General features: G+C 67.1%; 21 protein-coding genes and 1 pseudogene. 9 read left to right on the top strand and 13 right to left on the bottom strand.

Annotated features, from left to right (window positions below):
* Positions 1-326, bottom strand: a 326-nt coding sequence (locus tag KY389_RS09175) for an IS110 family transposase (RefSeq protein WP_219830626.1), incomplete at its 3' end; no start/stop codon positions are given.
* Between the two features lie 130 nt (positions 327-456).
* Between KY389_RS09175 and KY389_RS09180 the strand changes: the two are divergent.
* Positions 457-579: pseudogene (locus KY389_RS09180) on the top strand (IS3 family transposase); the annotation flags it as partial.
* A 177-nt stretch (positions 580-756) separates the two neighbouring features.
* Here the strand turns inward: KY389_RS09180 and KY389_RS09185 are convergent.
* From KY389_RS09185 to KY389_RS09200, 4 genes are read right to left on the bottom strand one after another with little or no spacing between them, the layout of a single operon-like run.
* Positions 757-1,833 carry a BMP family ABC transporter substrate-binding protein gene (locus KY389_RS09185; protein WP_219830627.1) on the bottom strand — a complete coding sequence of 359 codons (1,077 nt, stop codon included), beginning with the start codon at positions 1,831-1,833 and terminating at the stop codon, positions 757-759.
* Positions 1,834-1,869: 36 nt separating this feature from the next.
* On the bottom strand, positions 1,870-2,760 hold the full coding sequence (locus KY389_RS09190; protein ID WP_219830628.1) for an ABC transporter permease: 891 nt from the start codon (positions 2,758-2,760) through the stop codon (positions 1,870-1,872).
* Positions 2,757-3,833, bottom strand: a complete 1,077-nt coding sequence (locus KY389_RS09195; protein WP_219830629.1) for an ABC transporter permease — start codon at positions 3,831-3,833, stop codon at positions 2,757-2,759. The genes KY389_RS09190 and KY389_RS09195 overlap by 4 nt, the downstream gene beginning before the upstream one ends.
* Entirely contained in the window at positions 3,830-5,344 is a 1,515-nt protein-coding gene (locus KY389_RS09200; protein ID WP_219830695.1) for an ABC transporter ATP-binding protein, read from the bottom strand. Before KY389_RS09200 ends, KY389_RS09195 begins: the two co-directional genes overlap by 4 nt.
* Positions 5,345-5,444: 100 nt before the next feature.
* Here KY389_RS09200 and dnaE point away from each other — a divergent pair, with 100 nt between their 5' ends.
* The 8 genes from dnaE (at position 5,445) to folD (ending at position 13,978) form a co-directional block, all read left to right on the top strand.
* Positions 5,445-8,915: a DNA polymerase III subunit alpha gene (dnaE, locus tag KY389_RS09205; RefSeq protein WP_219830630.1), complete on the top strand. Its 3,471-nt coding sequence runs from the start codon at positions 5,445-5,447 to the stop codon at positions 8,913-8,915.
* Between the two features lie 104 nt (positions 8,916-9,019).
* Positions 9,020-9,529: a crossover junction endodeoxyribonuclease RuvC gene (gene ruvC, locus KY389_RS09210; RefSeq protein WP_219830631.1), complete on the top strand. Its 510-nt coding sequence runs from the start codon at positions 9,020-9,022 to the stop codon at positions 9,527-9,529.
* Positions 9,526-10,254, top strand: coding sequence for a Holliday junction branch migration protein RuvA (gene ruvA, locus KY389_RS09215; protein ID WP_219830632.1), 729 nt, complete (start codon positions 9,526-9,528; stop codon positions 10,252-10,254). Before ruvC ends, ruvA begins: the two co-directional genes overlap by 4 nt.
* Positions 10,255-10,267: 13 nt before the next feature.
* The gene (htpX, locus tag KY389_RS09220) at positions 10,268-11,176 is read left to right on the top strand and encodes a zinc metalloprotease HtpX (RefSeq protein WP_219830633.1); all 909 of its coding nucleotides are present in this window, start codon (positions 10,268-10,270) and stop codon (positions 11,174-11,176) included.
* Positions 11,173-12,210, top strand: a complete 1,038-nt coding sequence (gene ruvB / locus KY389_RS09225) for a Holliday junction branch migration DNA helicase RuvB (RefSeq protein ID WP_219830634.1) — start codon at positions 11,173-11,175, stop codon at positions 12,208-12,210. Before htpX ends, ruvB begins: the two co-directional genes overlap by 4 nt.
* A 108-nt stretch (positions 12,211-12,318) precedes the next feature.
* Entirely contained in the window at positions 12,319-12,762 is a 444-nt protein-coding gene (locus tag KY389_RS09230) for a MarR family winged helix-turn-helix transcriptional regulator (RefSeq protein ID WP_219830635.1), read from the top strand.
* 38 nt (positions 12,763-12,800) lie between these two features.
* Entirely contained in the window at positions 12,801-13,106 is a 306-nt protein-coding gene (locus KY389_RS09235) for a chorismate mutase (RefSeq protein WP_219830636.1), read from the top strand.
* Positions 13,103-13,978, top strand: coding sequence for a bifunctional methylenetetrahydrofolate dehydrogenase/methenyltetrahydrofolate cyclohydrolase FolD (folD, locus tag KY389_RS09240; RefSeq protein ID WP_219830637.1), 876 nt, complete (start codon positions 13,103-13,105; stop codon positions 13,976-13,978). Before KY389_RS09235 ends, folD begins: the two co-directional genes overlap by 4 nt.
* Before the next feature lie 65 nt (positions 13,979-14,043).
* Here the strand turns inward: folD and ftsH are convergent, their stop codons facing one another.
* The 8 genes from ftsH to tolQ are packed head-to-tail and all read right to left on the bottom strand — an operon-like array spanning position 14,044 to position 22,714.
* The gene (gene ftsH, locus KY389_RS09245) at positions 14,044-15,936 is read right to left on the bottom strand and encodes an ATP-dependent zinc metalloprotease FtsH (RefSeq protein WP_219830638.1); all 1,893 of its coding nucleotides are present in this window, start codon (positions 15,934-15,936) and stop codon (positions 14,044-14,046) included.
* Between the two features lie 56 nt (positions 15,937-15,992).
* A complete protein-coding gene (gene tilS, locus KY389_RS09250; protein ID WP_343222936.1) occupies positions 15,993-17,225 on the bottom strand; it encodes a tRNA lysidine(34) synthetase TilS in 1,233 nt (410 codons plus the stop codon).
* Positions 17,226-17,234: 9 nt separating this feature from the next.
* Complete coding sequence (locus KY389_RS09255; RefSeq protein ID WP_219830639.1) at positions 17,235-18,185, bottom strand: tetratricopeptide repeat protein; 951 nt, start codon at positions 18,183-18,185, stop codon at positions 17,235-17,237.
* Positions 18,185-18,721, bottom strand: coding sequence for a peptidoglycan-associated lipoprotein Pal (gene pal / locus KY389_RS09260; protein ID WP_219830640.1), 537 nt, complete (start codon positions 18,719-18,721; stop codon positions 18,185-18,187). The genes KY389_RS09255 and pal overlap by 1 nt, the downstream gene beginning before the upstream one ends.
* A gap of 8 nt (positions 18,722-18,729) precedes the next feature.
* Positions 18,730-20,052, bottom strand: a complete 1,323-nt coding sequence (gene tolB / locus KY389_RS09265) for a Tol-Pal system beta propeller repeat protein TolB (RefSeq protein WP_219830641.1) — start codon at positions 20,050-20,052, stop codon at positions 18,730-18,732.
* Positions 20,053-20,105: 53 nt separating this feature from the next.
* Positions 20,106-21,554 carry a flagellar biosynthesis protein FlhF gene (locus tag KY389_RS09270; RefSeq protein ID WP_219830642.1) on the bottom strand — a complete coding sequence of 483 codons (1,449 nt, stop codon included), beginning with the start codon at positions 21,552-21,554 and terminating at the stop codon, positions 20,106-20,108.
* Positions 21,555-21,557: 3 nt separating this feature from the next.
* Positions 21,558-22,013: an ExbD/TolR family protein gene (locus tag KY389_RS09275; RefSeq protein ID WP_219830643.1), complete on the bottom strand. Its 456-nt coding sequence runs from the start codon at positions 22,011-22,013 to the stop codon at positions 21,558-21,560.
* Positions 22,010-22,714: a protein TolQ gene (tolQ, locus tag KY389_RS09280; RefSeq protein WP_425517175.1), complete on the bottom strand. Its 705-nt coding sequence runs from the start codon at positions 22,712-22,714 to the stop codon at positions 22,010-22,012. Before tolQ ends, KY389_RS09275 begins: the two co-directional genes overlap by 4 nt.
* Positions 22,715-22,784 lie beyond the last annotated feature (70 nt).

Here is a 22,784-nt window from a genome sequence, read left to right on the forward strand (position 1 = left end):
ACAAATCGCATGGAGGGGCGCGACACGGCTTCACAGATCGCCTCGGCATCAGCGGCGTCCGTCTTGCCGCGCTTGACGTAACCCTTCACATGGCTGGGCTGCATCAAACGGACGTCATGCCCGAACCTGGTCAGCTCGCGCGCCCAATAGTGCGCGCTGGCGCAGGCTTCGATGCCGATCAGGCAGGGTGGCAGGCGCTGAAAAAACTCCAGCATCTGGCTGCGCCGCAACTGGCGCCGCAAGACAACCCGGCCCTCGGCGTCAACGCCGTGCAGCTGGAAAACAGACTTCGCCAGATCGATCCCGAGTGTGGTAATCCTGTTCATGGATGGCTCCCTTTGTTGGTGATGTTCACAGCACCCAACAGGGCACATTGCGATGCCGGAAGCGGGAGCCATCCACCTCATCAGGGGCGAACAATGGCTCGTTCCGGCAAGAATAGCTGGACCTCTACATCTTGAAACCATCAAGGAGGTGCAGCAGGTCGCCACCGAATGGCTGTGGATCTACAATAACGAACGCCTCAACATGGGCATTGGCAGTATCACACCCGCCATGAAGCTGAAAATGGCCGCGTGAGTTCTACGGTCGCGCCCCGTCGAAACGAGGAGGATTACCACGGTACAGGTGGGGACGCCGATGATAGTCCAAGGCAAAGCGCCCCGCCTTGTTTGAAGCGGGGCGTGAACTTTCTTTGCCTTGGAAAAATAACGGGGCGGAGTCCCGGAATGGGACGGGGGCAGCGCCCCCTTGCTGTTATTGCGGGATTTGCGCGGTGATGCCTTCGACGTAGAAGTTCATCGATTGCAGATCGGCATCCGAGGCCGTTTCGCCCTCGGCCAGCCAGACGGTGCCGTCGGCCTTGTTCAGCGGCCCCGTGAAAGGGTGATATTCGCCCGCGGCAATCGCGTCGCGAAGGGCCAGCGCCTCGGCCTTGACGTTTTCGGGGACCGCGTCGCTGATCTCTCCGATCACGACCTCGCCATCGCCGATCCCCGCCCAGCTTGAGCCGCTTTCCCAGGTGCCATCCAGCATCGCCTGCACGCGCTTGATGTAATAGGGCGACCAGTCGTCGATGATCGACGAGACGCGGGGTGTCGGCGCGAAGGCCGCCATGTCGCTGGCCTGGCCGAAGCCGATCGCGCCCGCGGCCTGGGCCTGGGCCAGCGGGGCGGTCGAATCGGTGTGCTGCATGATCACGTCAACGCCTTCGGCCAGCAGGGCGTTGGCGGCTTCGGCCTCTTTGGCGGGGTCGAACCAGCTATAGACCCAGACGATCCGCATCTCGACATCCGGGTTCACCTTGCGGGCATGGATGAAGGACGAGTTGATGCCCTGGATCACCTCGGGGATCGGGAATGACCCGATATAACCGATCTTGTTCGATTGCGTCATATGGCCGGCGATGGTGCCGATCACGGCGCGGCCTTCGTAGAAGCGCGCGTCATAAGTCGCAACATTCTCGGCGGTCTTGTAGCCGGTCGCGTGTTCGAACTTCACGTCGGGGAAGCGTTGGGCGACGTTGATCACCGGGTCCATAAAGCCGAAGCTCGTCGCGAAGATCAGCTTGTTGCCCGCCAGCGCCAGCTGGGTCAGGGCGCGTTCGGCATCAGCCCCCTCGGGGACGCTTTCGATGAAGGTGGTTTCCACCCGGTCGCCGAATTCGGCCTCGATGGCCAGGCGACCCTGGTCGTGCTGATAGGTCCAGCCGCCGTCGCCCACCGGGCCGACATAGATGAAGCCGACCTTCAGCGGCTCGTCCTGCGCCAGGACCGGGGCGGCCAGCGCCATCATCATGGCCGAGGCTGTTGCCAGAAGGGTTCTGCGTTGCATGGGTCTGTTCCTCTGTTGGAAGTGAAGGGCCGCGTTTCAGCGCAGCGCGTGGAAATTCGTGCCAAGCGATCCGGGCGCGCCTGTGCCGGCGCGCCTGCTGAATTTCTGCCGGGCCGAGATGGCGACCAGCACGATGATCGTGGCCAGATAGGGCGCCATGGACAGAAGCTGCACGGGCACCGCCACGCCCGCCGCCTGCAGGCGCAGTTGCAGCACCGTGACGCCGCCGAAGAGCCAAGCGCCCGCCAGCACGCCCGGCGCCGTCCAGTTGGAAAAGACCACGATGGCCAGCGCGATCCAGCCTGCGCCCGCGGTCATCCCTTCGGTCCATTGCAGGACCGTCGCGATCGAGATGAACGCACCGCCGACCCCTGCCATGGCGCCGCCAAAGGCGATCGCGGCCAGACGGGTCAGGCGGATGTTGTAGCCAAGCGCGTGCGCGGCCTCGTGGTTCTCGCCCACGGCGCGCAGGATCAGGCCGGACCGCGTGCGGTTCAGGAACCACCAGACCAGAGGCACCATGACCAGCCCCAGCCAGACGATCCAGTTGATCCGCAAGGGGCCTGCGGGCATCGACGGCGCGCGCACGCCCTCGAAGGGTTTGCCCAGCATGGCGGCAAGGCCCAGGCCGAACAGGGTCAGCGCCAGGCCGGATGCGACCTGATTGGCCAGAAAGACCTGCGTCAGCGCCGCGAACAGCATCGAGATCGCTGCCCCCGCGCAGGCCGCCACCAGAAAGCCCAGAAAGGGGTTGCCGGTCGAATAGGCCGCGCCGAAGCCCGCCAGCGCGCCGGTGATCATCATCCCCTCGACCCCGAGGTTCAGCACGCCCGCGCGCTCCACGACCAGTTCGCCCAAGGCCGCGAACAGGATCGGGGTCGAGGCGCCCAGCAGCAGCAGAAAGACGGAAAGCGGGTCGATCATCATGCCGTGATCCTCCGGCGGATCTGGTAGCGGGTCAGCAGGTCGAAACCCAGCAGGAAGAACAGCAGCATCCCCTGAAAGACCTGGACCGAGGCGGCGGGCAGGCCCATCGTCAGCTGCGCCAGCTCGCCGCCGATATAGGTCAGCGCCAGCAGCAGGCCCGCCAGCAGGATGCCGACGGGATGCAGGCGCCCCAGAAAGGCCACGATGATCGCGGTAAAACCGTAGCCCACGCCGATCCGGTCGGTGATCTGGCCCGCCGGGCCCGCGACCTCGAAAAGCCCCGCCGCCCCCGCCAGCGCGCCCGATAGCCCAAGGCAGAACGCGACCAGCACCGCAGGGCGAACGCCCGCGAAGCGCGCGGCACGGGGCGCGGTGCCTGCGGCGCGGATATGGAAGCCGCGGATATGGCGGCTCATCAGGAACCACGTCGCCAGCACGGCAAAGGCCGCCGCGACGACGCCCCAATGCGCGCCCGTTCCCGCGATCAGTTCCGGGTTCGAGGCCGAGGGATATTGCTGAAGGTTGCGCGAGCCGGGAAAGCCCATCCCCTGCGGGTTGCGCATCGGGCCGAATGCCATCCACGCCGCGATGCGCTGTGCCACATAGACCAGCATCAGCGAGACGAGAATTTCGGACGCGCCGAACCAGTTGCGCAGAAGCGCGGGGATCATCCCCCAGGCCCAGCCCCCCGCCAGACCCGCCGCGACCATGGCCGGGAACAGCCACCACGCCTCTAGCGGGTAAAGCGCCAGCGCGACGGCGGCGCCGGTGATGGCGCCCATGATATATTGTCCCTCGGCGCCGATATTCCAGATGCCGGCGCGAAAGCCGATGGCAAGGCCGCTGGCAATCAGGATCAGCGGCGCGGCCTTCACCAGAAGCTGCGGGCGCGAATAGCCCGAGGCCATGCCGAACAGTGGATCCCAGAAGATCGTGCGGATCGCCGCCACCGGATTGTGGCCCATCGTGGCGAACAGAAGACCGCCCGCGATCATCGTGGCCAGCACCGCCAGCAGGGGCGTGGCGATCTGCCATAAGTTCGAGGCGTTCTGACGCGGGACAAGCTGGATCATATCCGGGCCTCCTCCATGCCATGCGCGCCGCCCAGCATCAGGCCGATGCGGTCCAGCGTCAGGCCCTCGGTCGGGACGGGGGGCGACAGACGGCCTTCGTTCAGGGCGCAGAAACGGTCGGATAGTTCCAGAAGCTCATCCAGATCCTGAGAGATGACGATAACCCCCGCCCCTTGCCGCGCCAGATCCAACAGCGACTGGCGCACGGCAGCGGCCGCGCCTGCATCCACGCCCCATGTGGGCTGGTTCACGACCAGCACGCGGGGCGCCTGCATCACCTCGCGGCCGATGACGAATTTCTGAAGATTGCCGCCCGAGAGCGCGCGGGCCGCGACATGGGGGCCGGGGGTGCGGACATCGAAGTCGCGGATCACCGCCAGCGCGTAGTCGCGTGCCGCGCCATGGTCGATCAGCCCACGCCGGACCAGCCCCTTGCGGGCGCCCGCCGTCAGCAGCGTGTTCTCGATCAGGCTGAAATCGGGGACGGCGGCATGGCCCAGACGATCCTCGGGCGCGGCCAGAAGGCCCGCGACGCGGCGCGGCTCGGGGCCCTTGCCCGACAGGTCGGCGCCTTCCAGCGTGACGGTGCCGGGGCGGCTGGCGACCTCGCCCGACAGGGCGGCCAGCAATTCCTCCTGCCCGTTGCCGGCAACGCCGCCGATGCCCAGGATCTCGCCCGCGCGCAGGGTCAGGGCGATGTCCTTCAGCGCGGTCCCCTCGGCATCGGGGGCAGGCAGCGACAGGCCCTGCACCTCCAGCAGGACCTCGCCCGCCTGACGGCCCGAGCGGTCGATCTGGCGCATCTGGCCGCCGACCATCATCGCGGCCAGGTCGCGGGCCGAATGGGCGCGGGGATCGCAGCTCTCCACGACGCGGCCATGGCGCAGGATCGTGGCGCGGTCGCAATGGGCGCGGATTTCCTCGAGCTTGTGGCTGATGTAAAGGATCGCGGTCCCCTGTGCCGCCAGCTTGCGGAGGGTGGCGAACAGCAATTCGGCCTCTTGCGGGGTCAGCACGCTGGTCGGTTCGTCCATGATCAAGAGGCGCGGGTTCTGCAGCAGGCAGCGGATGATCTCGACCCGCTGACGCTCGCCCGCCGACAGGGTCACGACGCGGCGCGCGGGGTTCAGCGGCAGGCCGAAATCATGGCTGACCTGCGTGATCCGCGCGGCCAATTCGCGCCGGGGGGGCGGGTTCTCCATTCCCAGGGCGATGTTCTCGGCCACCGTCAGCGCGTCGAACAGGCTGAAATGCTGGAACACCATCGCAACACCCGCCGCCCGTGCCGCGCGCGGATCCTGGGGCGCGTGGGGCGCATCCAGCAGGAACATCCGCCCCTCATCCGGGCGCACGAGGCCATAGATCATCTTGACCAGCGTGGACTTGCCTGCGCCGTTCTCGCCCAGAAGGGCGTGGATCTCGCCCGGCCTGACGGCAAAGGAGATGTCGTCATTGGCCCGGACGCCGGGATAGGACTTGCCGATCCCCTCGGCGCGAAAGACGGTCGGCACGGCCAAATCTGTCCCCTTGGTCAAAACGTCACCTGCTTAAACCGCCAATCGCCCGACGCGCAATTGCGCTGTTCGGTCCGGCTGCGATAGTGTTGCGATCATGGCCGAGAAATCCCCCCGATTCATCCATCTTCGCACACATTCCGAGCATTCTTTGCTGGAAGGTGCCATTCCCGTAGGCAAATTGCCAAGCCTTGCCGCCGATGCGGGCATGCCGGCTGTGGCCCTGACCGACACGAACAACATGTTCGCCGCCCTGGAATTCAGCGTGAAGGCCCGTGACAAGGGGGTTCAACCGATCATCGGCTGTCAGGTGACGCTGGCGGCCGAGGCGACCGGCCCGGTTGTCCTGCTGGCGCAGAACCGCGATGGCTGGATGAACCTGATGGCGCTTTCGTCCTGTCTGTATCTGCGCGAAGGCGGCGCGCCGCCTCATGTCACGGTTGAGGAATTGTGCCGCCATGCCAAGGGGTTGATCTGTCTGACCGGCGGCGCGACCGGGCCTCTGGGCCAGTTGATCGCACAGGGGCAGGCCGCGCGGGCCGACGCGCTGGCCGCGCAACTGGCCGAGGCCTTTCCGACCCGGCTCTATATCGAACTCCAGCGCCATCCCGACGAGGACGGCGCCCTGATGCCCGCCGAGGCTGCCAGCGAGGGCGCGCTGATCGACATCGCCTATGCGCGTGACCTGCCGCTTGTGGCGACGAACGATGCCTATTTCCCCAGTCCAAGCATGTATGAGGCCCACGACGCCTTGATCTGCATAGCCGAAAAGGCCTATGTCGATCAGTCCCAGCCTCGCCGTCGTCTGACGCCGCAACATTACTTCAAGACGGCCGAGGAAATGGCAGTGCTGTTCGCCGATCTGCCCGAGGCGCTGGAAAATACCGTCGAGATCGCCCGCCGCTGCGCCTTCGCGGTGTCCAGGCACGCGCCCATCCTGCCGAAATTCGCCGATGATGAGGTGGCCGAATTGCGCCGTCAGGCCCGCGAGGGGCTTGAGGCGCGCCTGAAGGTCATCCCCCACGCCGTCAGCGTCCAGGAATACCACGCCCGTCTGGATTTCGAGTTGGGGATCATCGAACAGATGGGCTTTCCGGGTTATTTCCTGATCGTCGCGGATTTCATCGGCTGGGCCAAGGCGCAGGGCATCCCGGTCGGGCCGGGCCGCGGATCGGGGGCAGGTTCGCTGGTCGCCTATGCGCTGACCATCACCGACCTGGACCCGCTGCGCTATTCCCTGCTGTTCGAGCGCTTCCTGAACCCCGAGCGTGTCTCGATGCCGGATTTCGACATCGACTTCTGCATGGATCGCCGGGAAGAGGTGATCCGCTACGTTCAGCAAAAATACGGCAGGGACCGGGTGGGCCAGATCATCACCTTCGGCGCGCTTCTGTCCAAGGCCGCCATCCGGGATGTCGGTCGCGTGCTGCAACTGCCCTTTGGTCAGGTGGACCGCCTGTCCAAGATGATTCCGGTCGAGGGGGTCAAGCCTGTCAGCATTGCCAAGGCCCGCGCCGACGAACCCCGTCTGCGAGAGGCCGCCCGCGAAGAGGTCGTCGGCCGGCTTCTGGACTATGCCGAACAACTCGAAGGGCTTTATCGCAACGCCTCGACCCATGCAGCGGGCGTGGTGATCGGCGACCGGCCGCTGGACCAGCTTGTGCCGCTTTATCGCGATCCGTCGTCGGACATGCCCGCGACACAGTTCAACATGAAATGGGTGGAACAGGCTGGTCTGGTCAAGTTCGACTTCCTGGGACTCAAGACCCTGACGGTGATCCAGAACGCGGTGGACCTGATCAACGGGCAGGGCCGCCCGCTGCATGTGGCTGCGGACGGGCGGCAATTGTATCAGCCGAGACCGGGGACCGAGAACCAGATCAACCTGATTCCGCTGGACGACAAGGCCACCTATGATCTGTTCGCCAGCGCGCGCACGGTCGCGGTGTTCCAGGTCGAAAGCTCGGGCATGATGGACGCGCTGCGTCGCATGAAGCCCACCTGCATCGAGGATATCGTGGCGCTCGTGGCGCTCTACCGTCCCGGCCCGATGGAAAACATCCCGACCTATTGCGAGGTCAAGAACGGGCAGCGCCCGCTGGAATCGATCCATCCCAGCATCGACCATATCCTGGCCGAAACGCAGGGCATCATTGTCTATCAGGAACAGGTGATGCAGATCGCGCAGGTCATGGCGGGCTATTCGCTTGGCGGCGCGGACCTTCTTCGCCGCGCCATGGGCAAGAAGATCGCCGCCGAGATGGCTAGGGAACGCCCCAAATTCGTGCAGGGCGCGGTGGCCAATGGCGTGCCGGAAAAGAAGGCAGGCGAGGTCTTCGACCTGCTGGAGAAATTCGCCAATTACGGCTTCAACAAATCGCACGCGGCGGCCTATGCCGTGGTCAGTTACCAGACGGCATGGCTCAAGGCGAATCATCCGGTCGAATTCATGGCCGCGGTGATGAACTGCGATATCCACCTCACGGACAAGCTGGCCGTTTATAAACGCGAATGCGACCGCATGGGCATCGAGATCGTGCCGCCCTGCGTCAACCGCTCGGCGCCCACGTTCACCGTGGCGCAGGGGCGTATCCACTACGCGCTCGGGGCGCTCAAGGGGGTCGGGATCGAGGCGATGCGGCTGGTCCATGATGCACGCGGCGATACGCCGTTCAGGGACATCCACGACTTTGCCCGCCGCGTGGACATGAAACGGGTGGGCAAGCGCCCGCTTGAGATGCTGGCTCGCGCGGGCGCCTTCGATGTTCTGGACGAGAACCGCGCGCGCGTGATGAAGTCGCTCGACGGGCTCGTGGCCTGGTCGGCGGCGGTGCAGGAACAGGCGGCCTCCAGCCAGACATCGCTTTTCGGCGCGGGCGAGGATCTGCCGCCGCCACGCGCCCCTTTGGCGCAGGTCTGGCTGCCGACCGAGAAGCTGGGCGAGGAACACAAGGCCATCGGCTTCTATCTCTCGGGCCATCCGCTGGACGATTATCAGACTGCGTTGAAACGCAAGAAGGTGCAGACCCTGAGCGAGCTCTTGCGCGAGGCCGAGACGGGGCCGATGGTCGCCTTCATCGCCGGCACGGTCGCCGCGCGGATGGAGCGTAAATCGGCCAAGGGCACGGCCTACGCCTTTGTCAGCCTGTCCGACCCGACGGGCCTTTACGAAGTGACGTGCTTTTCCGATCTGCTGTCTGCTGCGCGCGACAAGCTGGAGCCGGGGCAGAACGTCGTCCTGCAGGTCAAGGTCGAGCCGTCGGGCGATCAGGTGAAGATGCTGGCCAATTCGGTCAGCCTGCTCGATGATTTTGTCGCCGATGCGGGGGCGGGCTGCCTCGCGGTTGAAATCCAGGGCGCCGACACGATCCCGCGCCTGGCCGAGGTTCTGCGCCGGGTCACGACCGAAATCGCCGCCCCTTCGCGTGCCCGCGGCCCCATCCGCCTGCGGCTGCGCCACGCGGACGAGATCATCGAGATCGAGGTCGCCAATGACGCCCCCCTTACCACGCCAGCCCGCCAAGCCCTGCGCGCCGTGCCGGGTGTGCTGGAGGTCATCGAGGAATGATGGGCTTCTTCGTTGTCCAAATACCCATCTTCGATTCATTCTTCCCCTGGCGCCATGGCCAGTTGTTCCCGCTTCGTGCTAGAGATTGAAAAAACGGAGGCAGCATGAAGGTCATGGGCATTGATCCCGGCTTGCGGAACATGGGCTGGGGTGTGATCGAGGTTGATGGCCTGCGCATCCGCCACGTGGCCAATGGCACAATCCAGTCTGACGGCGCGCAGGCATTGGGCGCGCGGCTGTCGATGCTGTTCCGGGGGCTATGCCAGGTGATTGCGGCCTATCGGCCCGACGAGGCGGCAGTGGAACAGACCTTCGTGAACAAGGATGCGACCGGCACTCTGAAACTGGGCCAGGCGCGCGGGATCGCGCTTCTGGCCCCGGCCGAGGCCGGGATCGCGGTGGGCGAATATGCGCCGAACGCGGTCAAGAAGACCGTGGTCGGTGTTGGTCATGCCGGCAAGGAACAGGTGCAGCATATGGTCCGCGTCCAGTTGCCGGGTGTGCGGTTTGCAAGCCCGGATGCGGCTGACGCGCTGGCCATCGCCATCTGCCACGCGCGCCATATTCAGGGGCGCAGCCTGCGCATGATCGCCGCCGGAAAAGGCGCGGCATGATCGGGCGGATCGCGGGGATCATCCTGCACCGTGCACGCGATCATGTGCTGATCGACGTGCGCGGCGTGGGCTACATCGTCCATGTGAGCGAAAGGACGGCGGCGATGCTGCCTCCGGTCGGACAGGGCGCCGCACTCTATACCGAACTGGTGGTGCGCGAGGATCTGCTGCAACTCTTCGGTTTTCCGACGATGCTGGAAAAGGAATGGCACCGGTTGCTGACCTCTGTTCAGGGGGTCGGCGCCAAGGTGTCGCTGGCGATCCTCGGCACGCTTGGGCCAGAGGGGCTGGGCCGGGCGATCGCGCTGGGCGACTGGTCTTCGGTCCGCAAGGCAAACGGGGTCGGGCCGAAGCTCGCGCAGCGGATCGTGCTGGAGCTGAAGGACAAGGCGCCCTCGGTCATGGCCTTGGGCGGTGCGCTGACCGTCGATGCGGGGGATGTTGCCGGGGGCGGTGGCGCGGAGGCGTCGGGCATCGAACCCGACGCCTCCGCCGCCGCGGCGCCGGGCGCCACGGCGCCCCCTCCGCCAGCCGCAGCCAAAAGGGCCGACGGAAGCTTGAACGCCAGTCAGGCCATGGCCGACGCATTGTCGGCGCTGGCCAATCTGGGCTATGGTCCTGCGGAGGCGGCGGCAGCGGTGGCCGAGGCTCAGGCGGGGGAACCGCGCGCCTCGACCCCCGTTCTGATCCGGGCGGCGCTGCGTCTGTTGGCGCCGAAGGACTAGCGGAGGCTGACGGATGGAAGCGAATATCAGGGTTTTCATGCTCATGGCCGCGCTGACGGCGCTGGTCATGGTTCTTGGCTGGATGCTGGGCGGCGGCGGGGGCGCGGTTCTGGCGCTGCTGATCGCGGGGGGCATGAACTTCTTCGCCTACTGGAACAGCGACAAGATGGTCCTGCGCCAGCAGGGCGCGGTTGAATTGTCGCCCAATCAGGGGGCCGAGCTTTACGCCCTGACCGCCGACCTCGCCCGCCGCGCCGACATGCCGATGCCCAAGCTCTACCTGCTGCCGACCGAACAGCCCAATGCCTTCGCCACAGGCCGCAACCCCGAGAATGCCGCCGTTGCGGTGACGCAGGGCCTTTTGCGCATGTTGAACAGGGACGAGATCGCCGGTGTGATCGCGCATGAGTTGGCCCATATCAAGCATCGTGACACGCTGACCATGACCGTCACCGCCACCATGGCGGGGGCGATCGCCATGATGGGCAACATGATGCTGTTCGCGGGCGGCCGCGACGGGCGCGGTGGCGGGATCGGGGCCATTCTGGCCATGATTCTGGCACCCCTGGCCGCGGCGATGGTGCAGATGGCCATTTCGCGCACCCGCGAATACGAGGCCGACGCGACCGGTGCCGCGATCTGCGGGCAGCCGCGTGCGCTGGCCTCGGCCTTGCAGCGGATCAGCGCGGCGGCGGGCCGCAGCGTGAATGTCCCCGCCGAAAAGAACCCTGCCGCCGCGGCCATGTTCATCATCAACCCGCTTCACGCGCTGAGGGCCGACCGGCTGTTCGCCACGCATCCCCCCACCGAGGAACGAATCGCCCGCCTGATGGCGCTGGAGGGGCGCGCCGCGCCCGTGCGCCCGACCACTTCCAGCCGCATTCCGCGCGCGGGCCGCAACGACCCCTGGTCGCGCGGATGAGCCAACCCGATCCCGTCTTGCGCGCCGACCGGATGGAGGGCGATTCCGAGGATCGCGCTCTGCGACCTCAGGCACTGTCGGAGTTTGTCGGTCAGGCCGAGGCGCGGGCCAACCTGAAGGTCTTCATCGAAAGCGCCAGGATCCGCGGCAAGGCGATGGACCACACGTTATTCTACGGGCCGCCGGGGCTGGGCAAGACGACGCTTGCTCAGATCATGGCGCGTGAACTGGGCGTGAATTTCCGCATGACCTCAGGGCCGGTGATTGCGCGGGCCGGGGATCTGGCGGCGATCCTGACCAATCTGGAAGCCCGCGACGTGCTGTTCATTGACGAGATCCACCGGATGAACCCCGCCGTCGAGGAGGTGCTCTATCCTGCAATGGAGGATTTCGAACTGGATCTGGTCATCGGCGAGGGCCCTGCCGCCCGCACCGTTCGGATCGAATTGCAGCCCTTCACGCTGGTCGGTGCGACGACCCGGCTGGGGTTGCTGACCACGCCCTTGCGCGACCGGTTCGGTATTCCGACCCGCCTGCAATTCTACGAGATTGCCGAACTTGACCTGATCGTGCAGCGCGGGGCCCGGCTGATGGGGATTGACGCCGATCCCGAGGGCACGCTGGAGATCGCCCGCCGTGCCCGTGGCACGCCGCGTATCGCCGGGCGGCTTCTGCGGCGTGTGGTCGATTTTGCTCTGGTCGAAGGCAATGGTCGCCTGACGCGCGCGATTGCCGATCTGGCGCTGACGCGGCTGGGGGTTGACGATCTGGGCCTTGACGGCGCAGACCGGCGCTATCTGACGCTGATGGCGCAGCATTATGGCGGCGGTCCGGTCGGGGTCGAGACGCTGGCCGCGGCCCTGTCGGAAAGCCGCGACGCCATCGAGGAGGTGATCGAGCCCTATCTGCTGCAACAGGGCCTGATCGCCCGCACGCCGCGCGGCCGCCAGCTTGCGCCGCGTGCGTGGCGTCATCTGGGGATCGACGCGCCCCGAATCCCGGCGCAGACGGACCTCTTCGACCCCGAGGACTGAGCACGGCGCCTGGATCCTCGGAAAAGCCGCGCCTGCGTCACGGTATCGGATCGGTCTGATGCAAATTCGTTAATTGCGCGGGTCGTCATTGCCCCATAGACAGACCAAATGAACGATTCGTTTCACCTTTCACTGGACACGATGCTCTGCTTCGATGTCTATGCTGCCAATCTGGCCTTTGGTCGGCTTTACAAGCCGATGCTGGATGAATTGGGCGTGACCTATCCTCAGTTTCTGGTGCTGATCTCGCTGTGGCGCGAGGACGGTCAGAGTGTGGGCACCATCAGCACGGCTCTGGGCCTGGACAGCAGCACCCTGACACCGATGCTCAAGCGGCTTGAACAGGCCGGGCTGCTCAATCGCAAGCGCGACGCCGATGACGAACGCCGCGTCCGCGTCAGCTTGACCAAGGCCGGGCGCGCATTGCAGGGCCACGCGCGCGGCGTGCTGAACCGTATCGAAGAATCGCACGGCCTGAGCCAGGCCGAAGTCCAGAGCCTCCAGTCAGTTCTGAGGCGCCTGCGCCGCGCACTGGCTTCTGCGGCAGGCTGACCCTTGCGTATTCCCGTGCGCCGTTGCATGGGACAGACATGAAGCCCACCGACCAGATCCCGGATATGCAGGCCCTGCGGGCCGAGATCGACGCGCTGGACCGCGACCTGGTGCGCCTGCTGGCGCGCCGCCGTGATCTGATCGACCGCGCGGCTCAACTCAAGGCGGTGAATGGCTGGCCCGCTCGCATCGACGCCCGTGTCGAAGAGGTCGTGGCCAATGCCCGCCGCCATGCGACGGCAGCGGGGCTGGACGCCGACCTGATCGAAACGATCTGGCGGCAGCTGATCGAGGCCGCCATCGCCCAGGAAGAACGCCAGCTTGAACGCAAGGAGCAGCCATGACCGCAGCGATCATCGACGGAAAGGCCTTTGCGGCCGGGTTGCGCGCCCGGATCGCCACCGAGGTCGCCGCCCTCGCGGATCGTGGAATCAAGCCCGGGCTTGCCGTGGTGTTGGTCGGCGAGGATCCGGCCAGCCAGGTCTATGTGCGCTCCAAGGGGCGCATGACGGTCGAGGTGGGCATGGCTTCGTTCGAACATCGCCTGCCCGCGACGACGCCCGAGGTCGAGTTGCTGGCCCTGATCGCCCGGCTTAACGCTGATCCTGCGGTGAATGGCATCCTCGTGCAACTTCCGCTGCCGCGCCATCTGAACGAAGCCGCAGTGATCAATGCGATCGCGCCCGAAAAGGACGTGGACGGGTTCCATATCCTGAATGTCGGGCGTCTGGCCACGGGGCAAAGGGCCATGGTGCCCTGCACTCCGCTTGGCTGCCTGATGCTGCTGCGCGACCGGCTGGGCGATCTGGCGGGCAAACGCGCGGTGGTCATCGGTCGCAGCAACATCGTCGGCAAGCCGATGGCGCAGCTTCTGCTGCGTGACAACGCGACGGTCACGGTTGCGCATTCGCGCACGGCCGATCTGCCCGCGCTCTGCCGCGAGGCCGATATTCTGGTCGCCGCTGTGGGGCGTGCCGAATTCGTCAAGGGCAACTGGATCAGGCCGGGCGCGACCGTGATCGACGTGGGCATCAACCGGACCGAGGCGGGTCTGGTCGGGGATGTCGATTTCACAAGCGCCCTGCCGGTGGCGGGCGCGATCACGCCGGTTCCGGGCGGCGTGGGGCCGATGACGATTGCATGCCTGCTGGCCAATACGCTGACTGCGACAGCTCGCGCAAACGGCCTGCCGGACCCCGAGGGGCTGACCCCCTGATTCCGCCTTAGGGCGCGCATGAAAAAGCCCCGGTCCGGCCGGGGCTTCGTTGTTTCATTGCCGGATCAGGCCGGGGCGGGGTCTCCGCCCTGCACGGGCTTGCCCGTCCTGGGGATCGCCGTCACCGAGGGGATCACGCTGCCCGGCCCGCTGTCATCGCCACCGTCAAGCGGCTCGCCGCGCAGGATCTTGCCGATCTCCTCGCCGGTGAGAGTCTCGTATTCCAGCAGACCCTTGGCCAGACGCTCGAACTCGACCTCTTTCTCGATCAGGATGCGGCGGGCTTCCTGGTAGCCCTCTTCGATCAGGGCGCGGACCTCTTGTTCGATCAGCTCCTTGGTCGCGGCCGAGACCGAGAAGCCGCCGGTGCTGCCGCTATAGCCTTCATGCGCCTCGGAATAGTCCACGGCCCCAACCTTGTCGGACATGCCCCACCGCATCACCATCGCACGGGCCAGCGCGCTGGCCTGCTGGATGTCGCCGGCAGGACCGTTCGACACGCCTTCCTCGCCATACTTGATGATCTCGGCAGCCTTGCCCGCCATGGTCATGGCAATCTTCTGCTTGGCCTCGTCCTTGTGGAAGTTCAGCCGGTCCATCTCGGGCAGGCTGACCACCATTCCCAAGGCACCCCCGCGCGGGATGATCGTTGCCTTGTAAACCGGGTCGCATTTCGGCAGCGACAGGCCCACGATGGCGTGACCGGCCTCGTGATAGGCGGTCTTTTCCTTCTGCTCGGGCGTCAGGACCAGGCTGCGGCGCTCGACACCCAGCATGACCTTGTCCTTGGCGTTCTCGAAGTCCTCCATCGAGACGAAGCGGCGGCCGATCCGGGCGGCCATCAGGGCGGCCTCGTTCACCAGGTTCATCAGGTCCGCGCCCGAGAATCCTGGCGTGCCGCGCGCGATGATGCGCAAATCCACATCGGGGCCGACCGGCACCTTGCGGGCATGGACCGACAGGATCCGCTCGCGGCCCTTGATGTCGGGATTGGGCACATAGATCTGGCGGTCGAAGCGGCCGGGGCGCAGCAGAGCGGGGTCCAGCACGTCCTTGCGGTTGGTCGCGGCGACGATGATGATGCCCTCGTTCGCCTCGAACCCGTCCATCTCGACCAGAAGCTGGTTCAGCGTCTGCTCGCGTTCATCATTGCCGCCGCCAATGCCGACCCCGCGGGCGCGGCCCACCGCGTCGATCTCGTCGATGAAGAGGATGCAGGGCGCGGATTTCTTGGCCTGTTCGAACATGTCGCGCACGCGGGATGCGCCCACGCCCACGAACATCTCGACGAAGTCCGAGCCCGAGATGGTAAAGAACGGCACACCCGCCTCTCCCGCGATGGCGCGGGCCAAGAGCGTCTTGCCGGTCCCCGGAGGGCCGACCAGCAGCGCACCCTTGGGGATCTTGCCGCCCAAACGGCTGAACTTCTGCGGGTTGCGCAGGAATTCGACGATCTCTTCCAGCTCTTCCTTGGCCTCGTCGATGCCGGCCACGTCGTCAAAGGTCACACGGCCGGATTTCTCGGTCAAGAGCTTGGCGCGCGACTTGCCGAAGCCCATCGCCCCGCCGCGACCGCCGCCCTGCATCCGGTTCATGAAGAAGATCCAGACGCCGATCAGAAGCAGGAAGGGCAGCCAGACGCCCAGCATCGACATGAAGCCCGAACTTTGCTGGCGCACGACGCGCACGTCGATGCCGCGATCGACCAGATTGCCGGCCAGTTCCTCGCCCAGGGGGCGGATCGTGGCATATTGCTGGCCGTCCGTGCCGGTGATGGTGACGGTCTCGCCGTCGATAACCACGGCACTGACCTGGTCGTTCTGCACCCGCTGGATGAACTCGGAATAGCTGATCTGGCGGCTGTTGGCGGTGCCGGCCCCGTCGCTGAACATGTTGAACAGCGCCAGGATCATCAGAAACAGAACCACCCAAAAGGCGAAGTTGCGTGCGTTGCCCAAAGTCGGTCCTCCGGCGGGATAAGGTTGGCTTGAAAATAGGGATTATGGGCAAAGGTTCAATGCGCCTTTACCAAGCTGCGGAAATCTGCCGCGCCGCGCAGCGGGGTGACGCGCCATGGTCCTCGTCGCAACAGGATGGGGGCGACCAGCGTTTCGCCCTGCCAGATGGCGGGGCTGGCGGCTGCCTCGTCGCGGGCAAGCCCCGCCTCGCGCCAGGGCAGACGATTCAGGTGCGTCACACCAAGCGCCGCGACATGCTGACCCGGCGCCAACCCCTCGACCAGCCAGCGCCGATCCCAAGGCCCTGAAATCACCGGCAGGGCGCGCCCGGCTGCCGCCGCCTCGCGCGTGATGCGCAGATCGGCGCCTGTGGGCGCGATCAGAGTGCCGTCCAGCGTGACGCGCGCGCCCAGTTCGATCGAGCGCAGGGCGTGCAGAAGCGTCGCGCGGCGCGGCGGGTAGTCGGCACCGGTGATCCAACGGCACGAGGCGACCAGCAGGCGGCGCCTGATCTCGGGCGGGGCCTCGTCGAAGGCGCCGCGTGAAAGGATCAGACGGCCCTGCGCGATCTGCGCGTCCCGCGCCACAAGGGCTGCGAAATCGCACAAGGCATCGCGCGCTTCGGCGATGTGGCGGGCGGCCTGGGCCAGCGGGGCCGCGTCCAGGCCAAGCGTGGCCATCGCGCGGCGGATGCGGACGCGCTCGAAATCGGTGTTCTCATTGCTGGGATCGTCGATCCACGAGACGCCACGCGCCGTCAGCCAGTCGCGCAATTCCTGCCGATGCGTGCCCAGAGCCGGGCGCAGCCAGCGCATCCCGAAGGCATCGCGCCATTCGGCCATGCCCGCCAGCCCGTCGATCCCGGCGCTGCGAACCAGGCGCATCAGCAAGGTTTCGGCCATGTCGTCAGCCGTATGGCCAAGCGCCACGGCGGGCAGATCGTTTCGCTGTGCCCAGCCTGCCAGCAGCCGCAGCCTTGCGTCGCGGGCCTGCGCCATCAGGTTGCCGGTGCGGGTCTCGCGCTGCCAGCGCAAGGTTGCGTGGGACAGACCCAGGGCGCGGGCGGCGCGGCCGACCTCGGCGGCCTCCAGCGCGCTGCCGGGGCGCAGGTCGTGATCGACCGTGGCAACCATGATCCGGCGACCTCGCGCCCATTCCGCCGCGACCTGCATCAGCGCGATCGAATCGCCGCCCCCCGACACGGCCAGGCCAAGCGCGGGCAGATCACCCGCGAGACGGTCCAGCGCGGCCATGATCCGCGCGGCTGGGTCGCCCCCCGGGACGGTCACGCCCCGGCCCTATTCGTGTTCTGCCAGATCGGCCAGCGCCTCGGCGTCAAGCGCAGGGTCCAGCAGCGGGTCCAGCACCCCCAGATCCGCGCTGCCGCAGCCCAGCCGGACCAGCGCGGCCTCGGCCTCTTGCGCGGGGGCGCTACCGGGGAAACGGGCCGGGATCTCGGCCAGGTAGAGGCAGGCGGCGGTGGCGTCGCCCTGAGACTCGATCACGCGGGCGATGCCCAGCAGGCTTTCGCCCGCCCGGCGGCCGTCGGGATCGGCGGCGAAGCCCTCAAGCCAGGTGGTCGCGGCCGCGCGAGGGTCGCCCCCCCGCTCCAGGGCCAGGCCGCGCAGGAACAGCGCCTCGGCGGTCAGGGGGCCTCCGGCATGAGCTTCGGCAACCTGTGCGAAAAGGCGCGCGGCTTCCGACGTGTCTCCGGCCTCGAGCGCGGCGCGGGCGCGATCGAAATCGGCCTGTTCGGCGGCCGTGGCCACGCCGGCGGGACGATCATCCATGCCGGGTGCAGGGGCCGAGGGCGCCAGTTCCGGCGCCAGCCCGCCCATGCCCGAAGGCACGGTCAGCGCGCTGAGATCGCAGGTTTCGTCCAGTTCGCACAGGCGAAATTCCAGATCGGCCAGACGCCTTTCATTGTCGGCGGCGACCCGGTTGATACGGTTCTGCAGCCGTTCGGCCTGATCGGTCAGGCGCATCAGCTGCGCCTCCATCGCGTTCATGCGGTCGATGGCCGATTCTCCGCCCGCCGCCTGGAACCCCTGGGCGCCCGAGGCCACAAGCTCTGCCCGAAGCCGCTGCAGATCGGCACGCAATTCCGCCAGGCTTGTCCGCATATCGGCCAGGTTGGCCTCGCGCTCGGGGCTCTGGGCCGCGGGCGCATCGGCCGCAGGCGCATCGGCCTGCTGGGCCAGCGCGGGGCTGGCCATCGCAAGAAGCAGGGCAACAGGCCAGAGGCGCATCACAGGCCCACCCCGCCATCGCTGACCACCGTCACCGCGCGGCGATTGCGGGCATAGCAGCTTTCATCCGAACAGACCTCGGCCGGCCTCTCCTTGCCGAAGGACAGCGTGCGGATACGCCCCGGGGCAACCCCTTGCGCCACCAGATATTCCTGCACCGCGCTGGCACGGCGGGCGCCAAGCGCAAGGTTGTATTCGCGGGTGCCGGTTTCCTCGGCATGGCCCTGGATGATCGCGGTGAAGTTTCCGTGTCGGTTCAGCCATGCGGCCTGGCGGGACAGGATCGCACGGGCCTCGGGTGTCAGCGTGGTCTGGTCGGCGGGAAACAGCACCGTGTCGCCCACCTGCGCGCGGAAGAACTCGGCGCTGCCCTCGACGCCGATCACACCGCCGGGCAGGTTGCCCTGAAAGACCGCGCCCGCCGCAGTCTGGGCATAGGGGTCGATCACCGGTGGCGCAGGCGGGGCAGGCTGGGCGCAGGCGGCCAGCGCCAGAAGACAGGCGATCAGGGCAGGCTTGGTCGCGGCGTGGGTCATCTTGGCCCTCATGGCAGCAGCGGTCCCCAGGACGGGTCCGAGGCGGCAAAATCCAGTTCGATCGGTCGCATGTTTCGTCCGGTGATGTCCACAGAATGCAACCGAGGCTCGCCGGTTCCCCCGGGGGTGACGCGCGTGAACATCACCACCCGCCCGTTCGGAGCCCAGGTCGGCCCCTCGTCCAGGAAGGACTCGGTCAGCATCTTCTCGCCCGAGCCGTCGGTGCGCATCACGCCGATATGAAACCGGTCGCCGATCCGCTTGGTGAAGGCGATCATGTCGCCGCGTGGAGACCAGGCCGGGGTGCCATAGCGGCCGTCACCGAAGCTGATCCGCTGCGGCTCGCCGCCATCGAGGCCCATGATGTAAAGCTGCGGAGTCCCCGAGCGATCGCTTTCAAAGACGATGCGGCTGCCATCCGGGCTGAAGCTGGGCGAGGTCTCGATCGAGGGTGCGTTGGTCAGCGGCCGCTGTCCACCCGTTGCAACATCCATCAGCCAGATGTCGGAATTGCCGCCCTGTTCGCGCGAATAGGCGATGCGGCGGCCATCAGGGCTGAAGGCGGGGGCAAAGGCCATGGCGCCCGGATCCTGCGTCAGCGGGCGCGAGGTCACGCTGGCCACGTCCAGCAGGCGGATCTGCGGAAAGCCGCTGTCATAGCTGGTAAACAGGATCTGCCGCCCGTCGGGCGAGAATTTCGGCGCCAGAACCAGCGAGGCGCCGTCGGTCATCCAGCGGATGTTCGCGCCGTCGTAATCCATCACCCCGATGCGCTTGATGCGGGCATTCTTGGGGCCGGTCTCCTGCACGAAGGCCACGCGGCTGTCGAAATAGGGCCTTTCGCCGGTCAGGCGGGTATAGATCTGATCGGCGATCTTGTGGGCGGCGCGGCGCCAATCGGCGGCGCGGGCGTCGAACTGCATCCCGTCGCCCTGGGGCTGGCCCGTGAACACGTCGAACAGCCGGAAGCGGACGCTGATATCCTCGCCCGCCTGCGTCACCTCGGCGGTGACCAGAGCCTGGGCATTCACCGCGCGCCATTCCTCGTAGCTGATTGCGTCGGAAAAACCGGCGGGGCGGGCGGGATGGGCCTCGGCGGGGATCTCGCGGAAGAGACCCGTCCCGGTCAGGTTGTCGGCCACCACCTGACGCACCCGCGCGGCCAGTTCGGCATCGCCGTGAAAGGCCGGGATGGCGATGGACATGGGCTCGATCACGCCGTCGGTGATCTCGATCCGCAAGGGGGCGGTCTGGCCCATCGCAGGCAGGGCGGGTGCGCCGACGGCCAGGATCGCCGCAAGGGCAGGGGCAAGGGTCAGCTTGTGGAACATGGCGTCCTCATACCGTGATCGGGCGGCAGGCTGACACCTGACGCCAGGGGTCGTCAGAATTCAACGCCTCCGGGGCGAAAACTTACCTCGACATCGCGCCAGCGGGCGTATTTTTCTGCGGGCAGGGCATATCCGGCGCGCCCGCACATCAGGATCGCGCGCCGCGCCACATCGAAGGCCTGCTGCGCGGCGTTGGGCGAACCCCCATGGAAATCGGCTATTCTCATGCTGGCCGGCTCGGGAACGCCGTCCGGCCCAAGCGAGAAGGCAACTGTCACGCTGGTCTGCGCGGCCTCGACCGACAGCGCTCCGACGTTCCAGCACCGCTCGATGGCCATGCGCAGCCCTTCGCGCTCGGCCAGCGAAAGGGGCGCGCCGACGGGCAGACCGCCAAGGGAAGCATCGTTCTGCGGCTCGGGCAGGGGAGTGGCGCTGATCCCTGAGGGCGCGAACTGCATCGCGTCGGGTGCGGGCGCCTCGCCACCATTGCCCGACAATGCGCCTGCAAGGGCCGCAGCCAGCGGGTCCAGCCCGGCCGAAGCGCCGTCGCCGCCCTCGATCCGCTGGCGGTCGCCCCCAAAGGCATCCCCGGTCGAGGCCGTATCGGTCCCGCCAGCGCCTGCGTTATCCTGTTGGGCCTCGCGCAGCGCATCCTCAAGCGCGCGACGGTCGGCCGCTTCACGCTCGGCAGCGGCGCGGCGTTCGGCCTCGGCGGCTTCGGCGCGGCGGCGTTCCTCGGCCTCGCGTTCGGCTGCGGCGCGGCGTTCGGCTTCGGCGGCTTCGGCGCGGCGGCGTTCCTCGGCCTCGCGTTCGGCAGCGGCGCGGCGTTCGGCCTCGGCGGCCTCGGCACGGCGGCGTTCCTCGGCCTCGCGTTCGGCAGCGGCCTGACGCGCGGCGGCCTCTGCCGCCTCACGCTCGGCCAGGCGGCGGTTGAAGGCCTCGACCAGATCGTCCGGACGCTGCTGAGGGCGGGGCGAGACAGCCAGCGCCAGCGCAGAGCGCGGCGGCGCAGGGGCCTCGAGCGACGGCGTGGCGCCCGGCCGGGGCGCGGTCTCGGCGGCGGCAGGAACCGAGGGGCTTTCGGCGGGCGACTCGGTCTGCACGGCAGGAGGCTGGGCCAGATCGCTCGCCACCGCGACCGGCTCTCGCGCGGCGAAATCGCCGAGGTCAGGGGCCGGCTCGGCGGCGTCGGGCTGGGCCAGTTCGGCGACATCCCGAGCCTCGGGCGCGGTCGAGCTTGCGGGCGCCTCGGCCCCTTCGTCGCCCGTTGGCGTGGGCAGGCTGGCCACCGCCGTCGCATCCGGCGCGACAGGTCCGGCCCCGCGGGATGCGGCAGCCAGCGCCTCGAACTCGGAGCCGCTGATGGTCGAGACCTGCGTGCTGCGTATCGGCGGCAAGCTCTGCGGCCGGAACAACGCACCGCCCAGCACCGCCCAGAGGATCAGCGCACCATGCGCCACCCCCGAGACCCACCGACCGATGCGTTCTTCCCGTTCGCTCATGGCTCAGCCGTCCATTCGTGGGCCGCCGGTCTCGGTGACCAGGACGATATCGGTGATGCCCGCCGAATTCAGCGCGCCCATGATCTGGACCACGCGCGCATAGGGGATTGCGCCATCCGCGCGCAGGAAGACCCGGCCCGATTGCCGATCGGCCAGGATCGCCCGCAGCCTTGCGACAACTTCGTTATCGGCGACCGGCAGATCCATTACCAGGATCTGACCATCCGCCGGAACGGATATGACCAGCGGCTCTTCCTGCTCGGTCGGGACGGCATTGGCAGCAGTCTGGGGCAGGTTCAGCGGCACCCCCGCCGTCAGCAGCGGGGCGGCCACCATGAAGATGATCAGCAGGACCAGCATGACATCCACAAAGGGAGTCACGTTGATGTCCGACATTGGCGCGTTGCGCCGCCTGCCACGCCCCTTGCGGGCCTCGCGCTTGACGACCGAGGCGCTCATGCGGCGGGCTCTTCGATCTGGCGCGACAGCAGGCTGGCGAATTCGTCGGCGAAATTCTCCCAGTTGCCGGTGATGCGATCGGCGTCGCCTGACAGCTTGTTGTAGAAGATGACCGCCGGAATCGCCGCGACAAGGCCAAGCGCGGTCGCCAGCAGCGCCTCGGCGATGCCGGGGGCAACGACGGCAAGGCTGGTATCCTGGCTCAGCGCGATGCCCTCGAAGGCGGTCTTGATCCCCCAGACCGTCCCGAACAGCCCGATGAAGGGCGATGTCGAGCCGACCGTCGCCAGGAAGGACAGGCCCTTGAACAGGCGGGCTTCCTCGCGCTGGATGGCGATGTTCATGGCGCGGTCGATGCGTGCCAGAGAACCGGGGATCAGATCACCGCTGTCGCGCTGGCTGCGATTCCATTCCGTCATGCCCGCGGCAAAGATGCGCTCGGGCGCGCTGCGCGGGCGGTCTCCGATCCGGTCGAACAGGTCGTCCAGCGGCTCGCCCGACCAGAAGGCGCGATCGAAGGCTGCCATATCGCGGCGCGCGCGCGCAAAGACCAGGTATTTCTGGATGATGATCGCCCAGGCCCAGAACGAAGCCAAAAGCAGAATGATCATCACGACCTGCACCGTCAGCGAGGACTGAAGGAACAGCCCCACGGCCGAAAAGTCGATGGCCTCGCCGGCCTGAATGGTTTCCATCTTCACTGCCTCGTCGTCATGGACCTGCGGCATATCCTGCCGGGTTGGTCGCCTTTTACTCCGTATTCGCGGCGGG

Source organism: Paracoccus bogoriensis (genome assembly GCF_019431455.1).
GTDB lineage: Bacteria > Pseudomonadota > Alphaproteobacteria > Rhodobacterales > Rhodobacteraceae > Paracoccus > Paracoccus bogoriensis.

Bases quoted from the DNA above. Each gene is read 5' to 3' on its own strand.
- KY389_RS09185 (WP_219830627.1), bottom strand. From the start codon at position 1,833: ATGCAACGCAGAACCCTTCTGGCAACAGCCTCGGCCATGATGATGGCG.
- KY389_RS09190 (WP_219830628.1), bottom strand. From the start codon at position 2,760: ATGATGATCGACCCGCTTTCCGTCTTTCTGCTGCTGCTGGGCGCCTCG.
- tolB (WP_219830641.1), bottom strand. From the start codon at position 20,052: ATGTTCCACAAGCTGACCCTTGCCCCTGCCCTTGCGGCGATCCTGGCC.
- folD (WP_219830637.1), top strand. From the start codon at position 13,103: ATGACCGCAGCGATCATCGACGGAAAGGCCTTTGCGGCCGGGTTGCGC.
- KY389_RS09195 (WP_219830629.1), bottom strand. From the start codon at position 3,833: ATGATCCAGCTTGTCCCGCGTCAGAACGCCTCGAACTTATGGCAGATC.
- ruvB (WP_219830634.1), top strand. From the start codon at position 11,173: ATGAGCCAACCCGATCCCGTCTTGCGCGCCGACCGGATGGAGGGCGAT.
- KY389_RS09270 (WP_219830642.1), bottom strand. From the start codon at position 21,554: ATGAGCGAACGGGAAGAACGCATCGGTCGGTGGGTCTCGGGGGTGGCG.
- pal (WP_219830640.1), bottom strand. From the start codon at position 18,721: ATGACCCACGCCGCGACCAAGCCTGCCCTGATCGCCTGTCTTCTGGCG.
- ruvC (WP_219830631.1), top strand. From the start codon at position 9,020: ATGAAGGTCATGGGCATTGATCCCGGCTTGCGGAACATGGGCTGGGGT.
- ruvA (WP_219830632.1), top strand. From the start codon at position 9,526: ATGATCGGGCGGATCGCGGGGATCATCCTGCACCGTGCACGCGATCAT.
- dnaE (WP_219830630.1), top strand. From the start codon at position 5,445: ATGGCCGAGAAATCCCCCCGATTCATCCATCTTCGCACACATTCCGAG.
- KY389_RS09275 (WP_219830643.1), bottom strand. From the start codon at position 22,013: ATGAGCGCCTCGGTCGTCAAGCGCGAGGCCCGCAAGGGGCGTGGCAGG.
- KY389_RS09230 (WP_219830635.1), top strand. From the start codon at position 12,319: ATGAACGATTCGTTTCACCTTTCACTGGACACGATGCTCTGCTTCGAT.
- KY389_RS09235 (WP_219830636.1), top strand. From the start codon at position 12,801: ATGAAGCCCACCGACCAGATCCCGGATATGCAGGCCCTGCGGGCCGAG.
- KY389_RS09255 (WP_219830639.1), bottom strand. From the start codon at position 18,185: ATGCGCCTCTGGCCTGTTGCCCTGCTTCTTGCGATGGCCAGCCCCGCG.
- htpX (WP_219830633.1), top strand. From the start codon at position 10,268: ATGGAAGCGAATATCAGGGTTTTCATGCTCATGGCCGCGCTGACGGCG.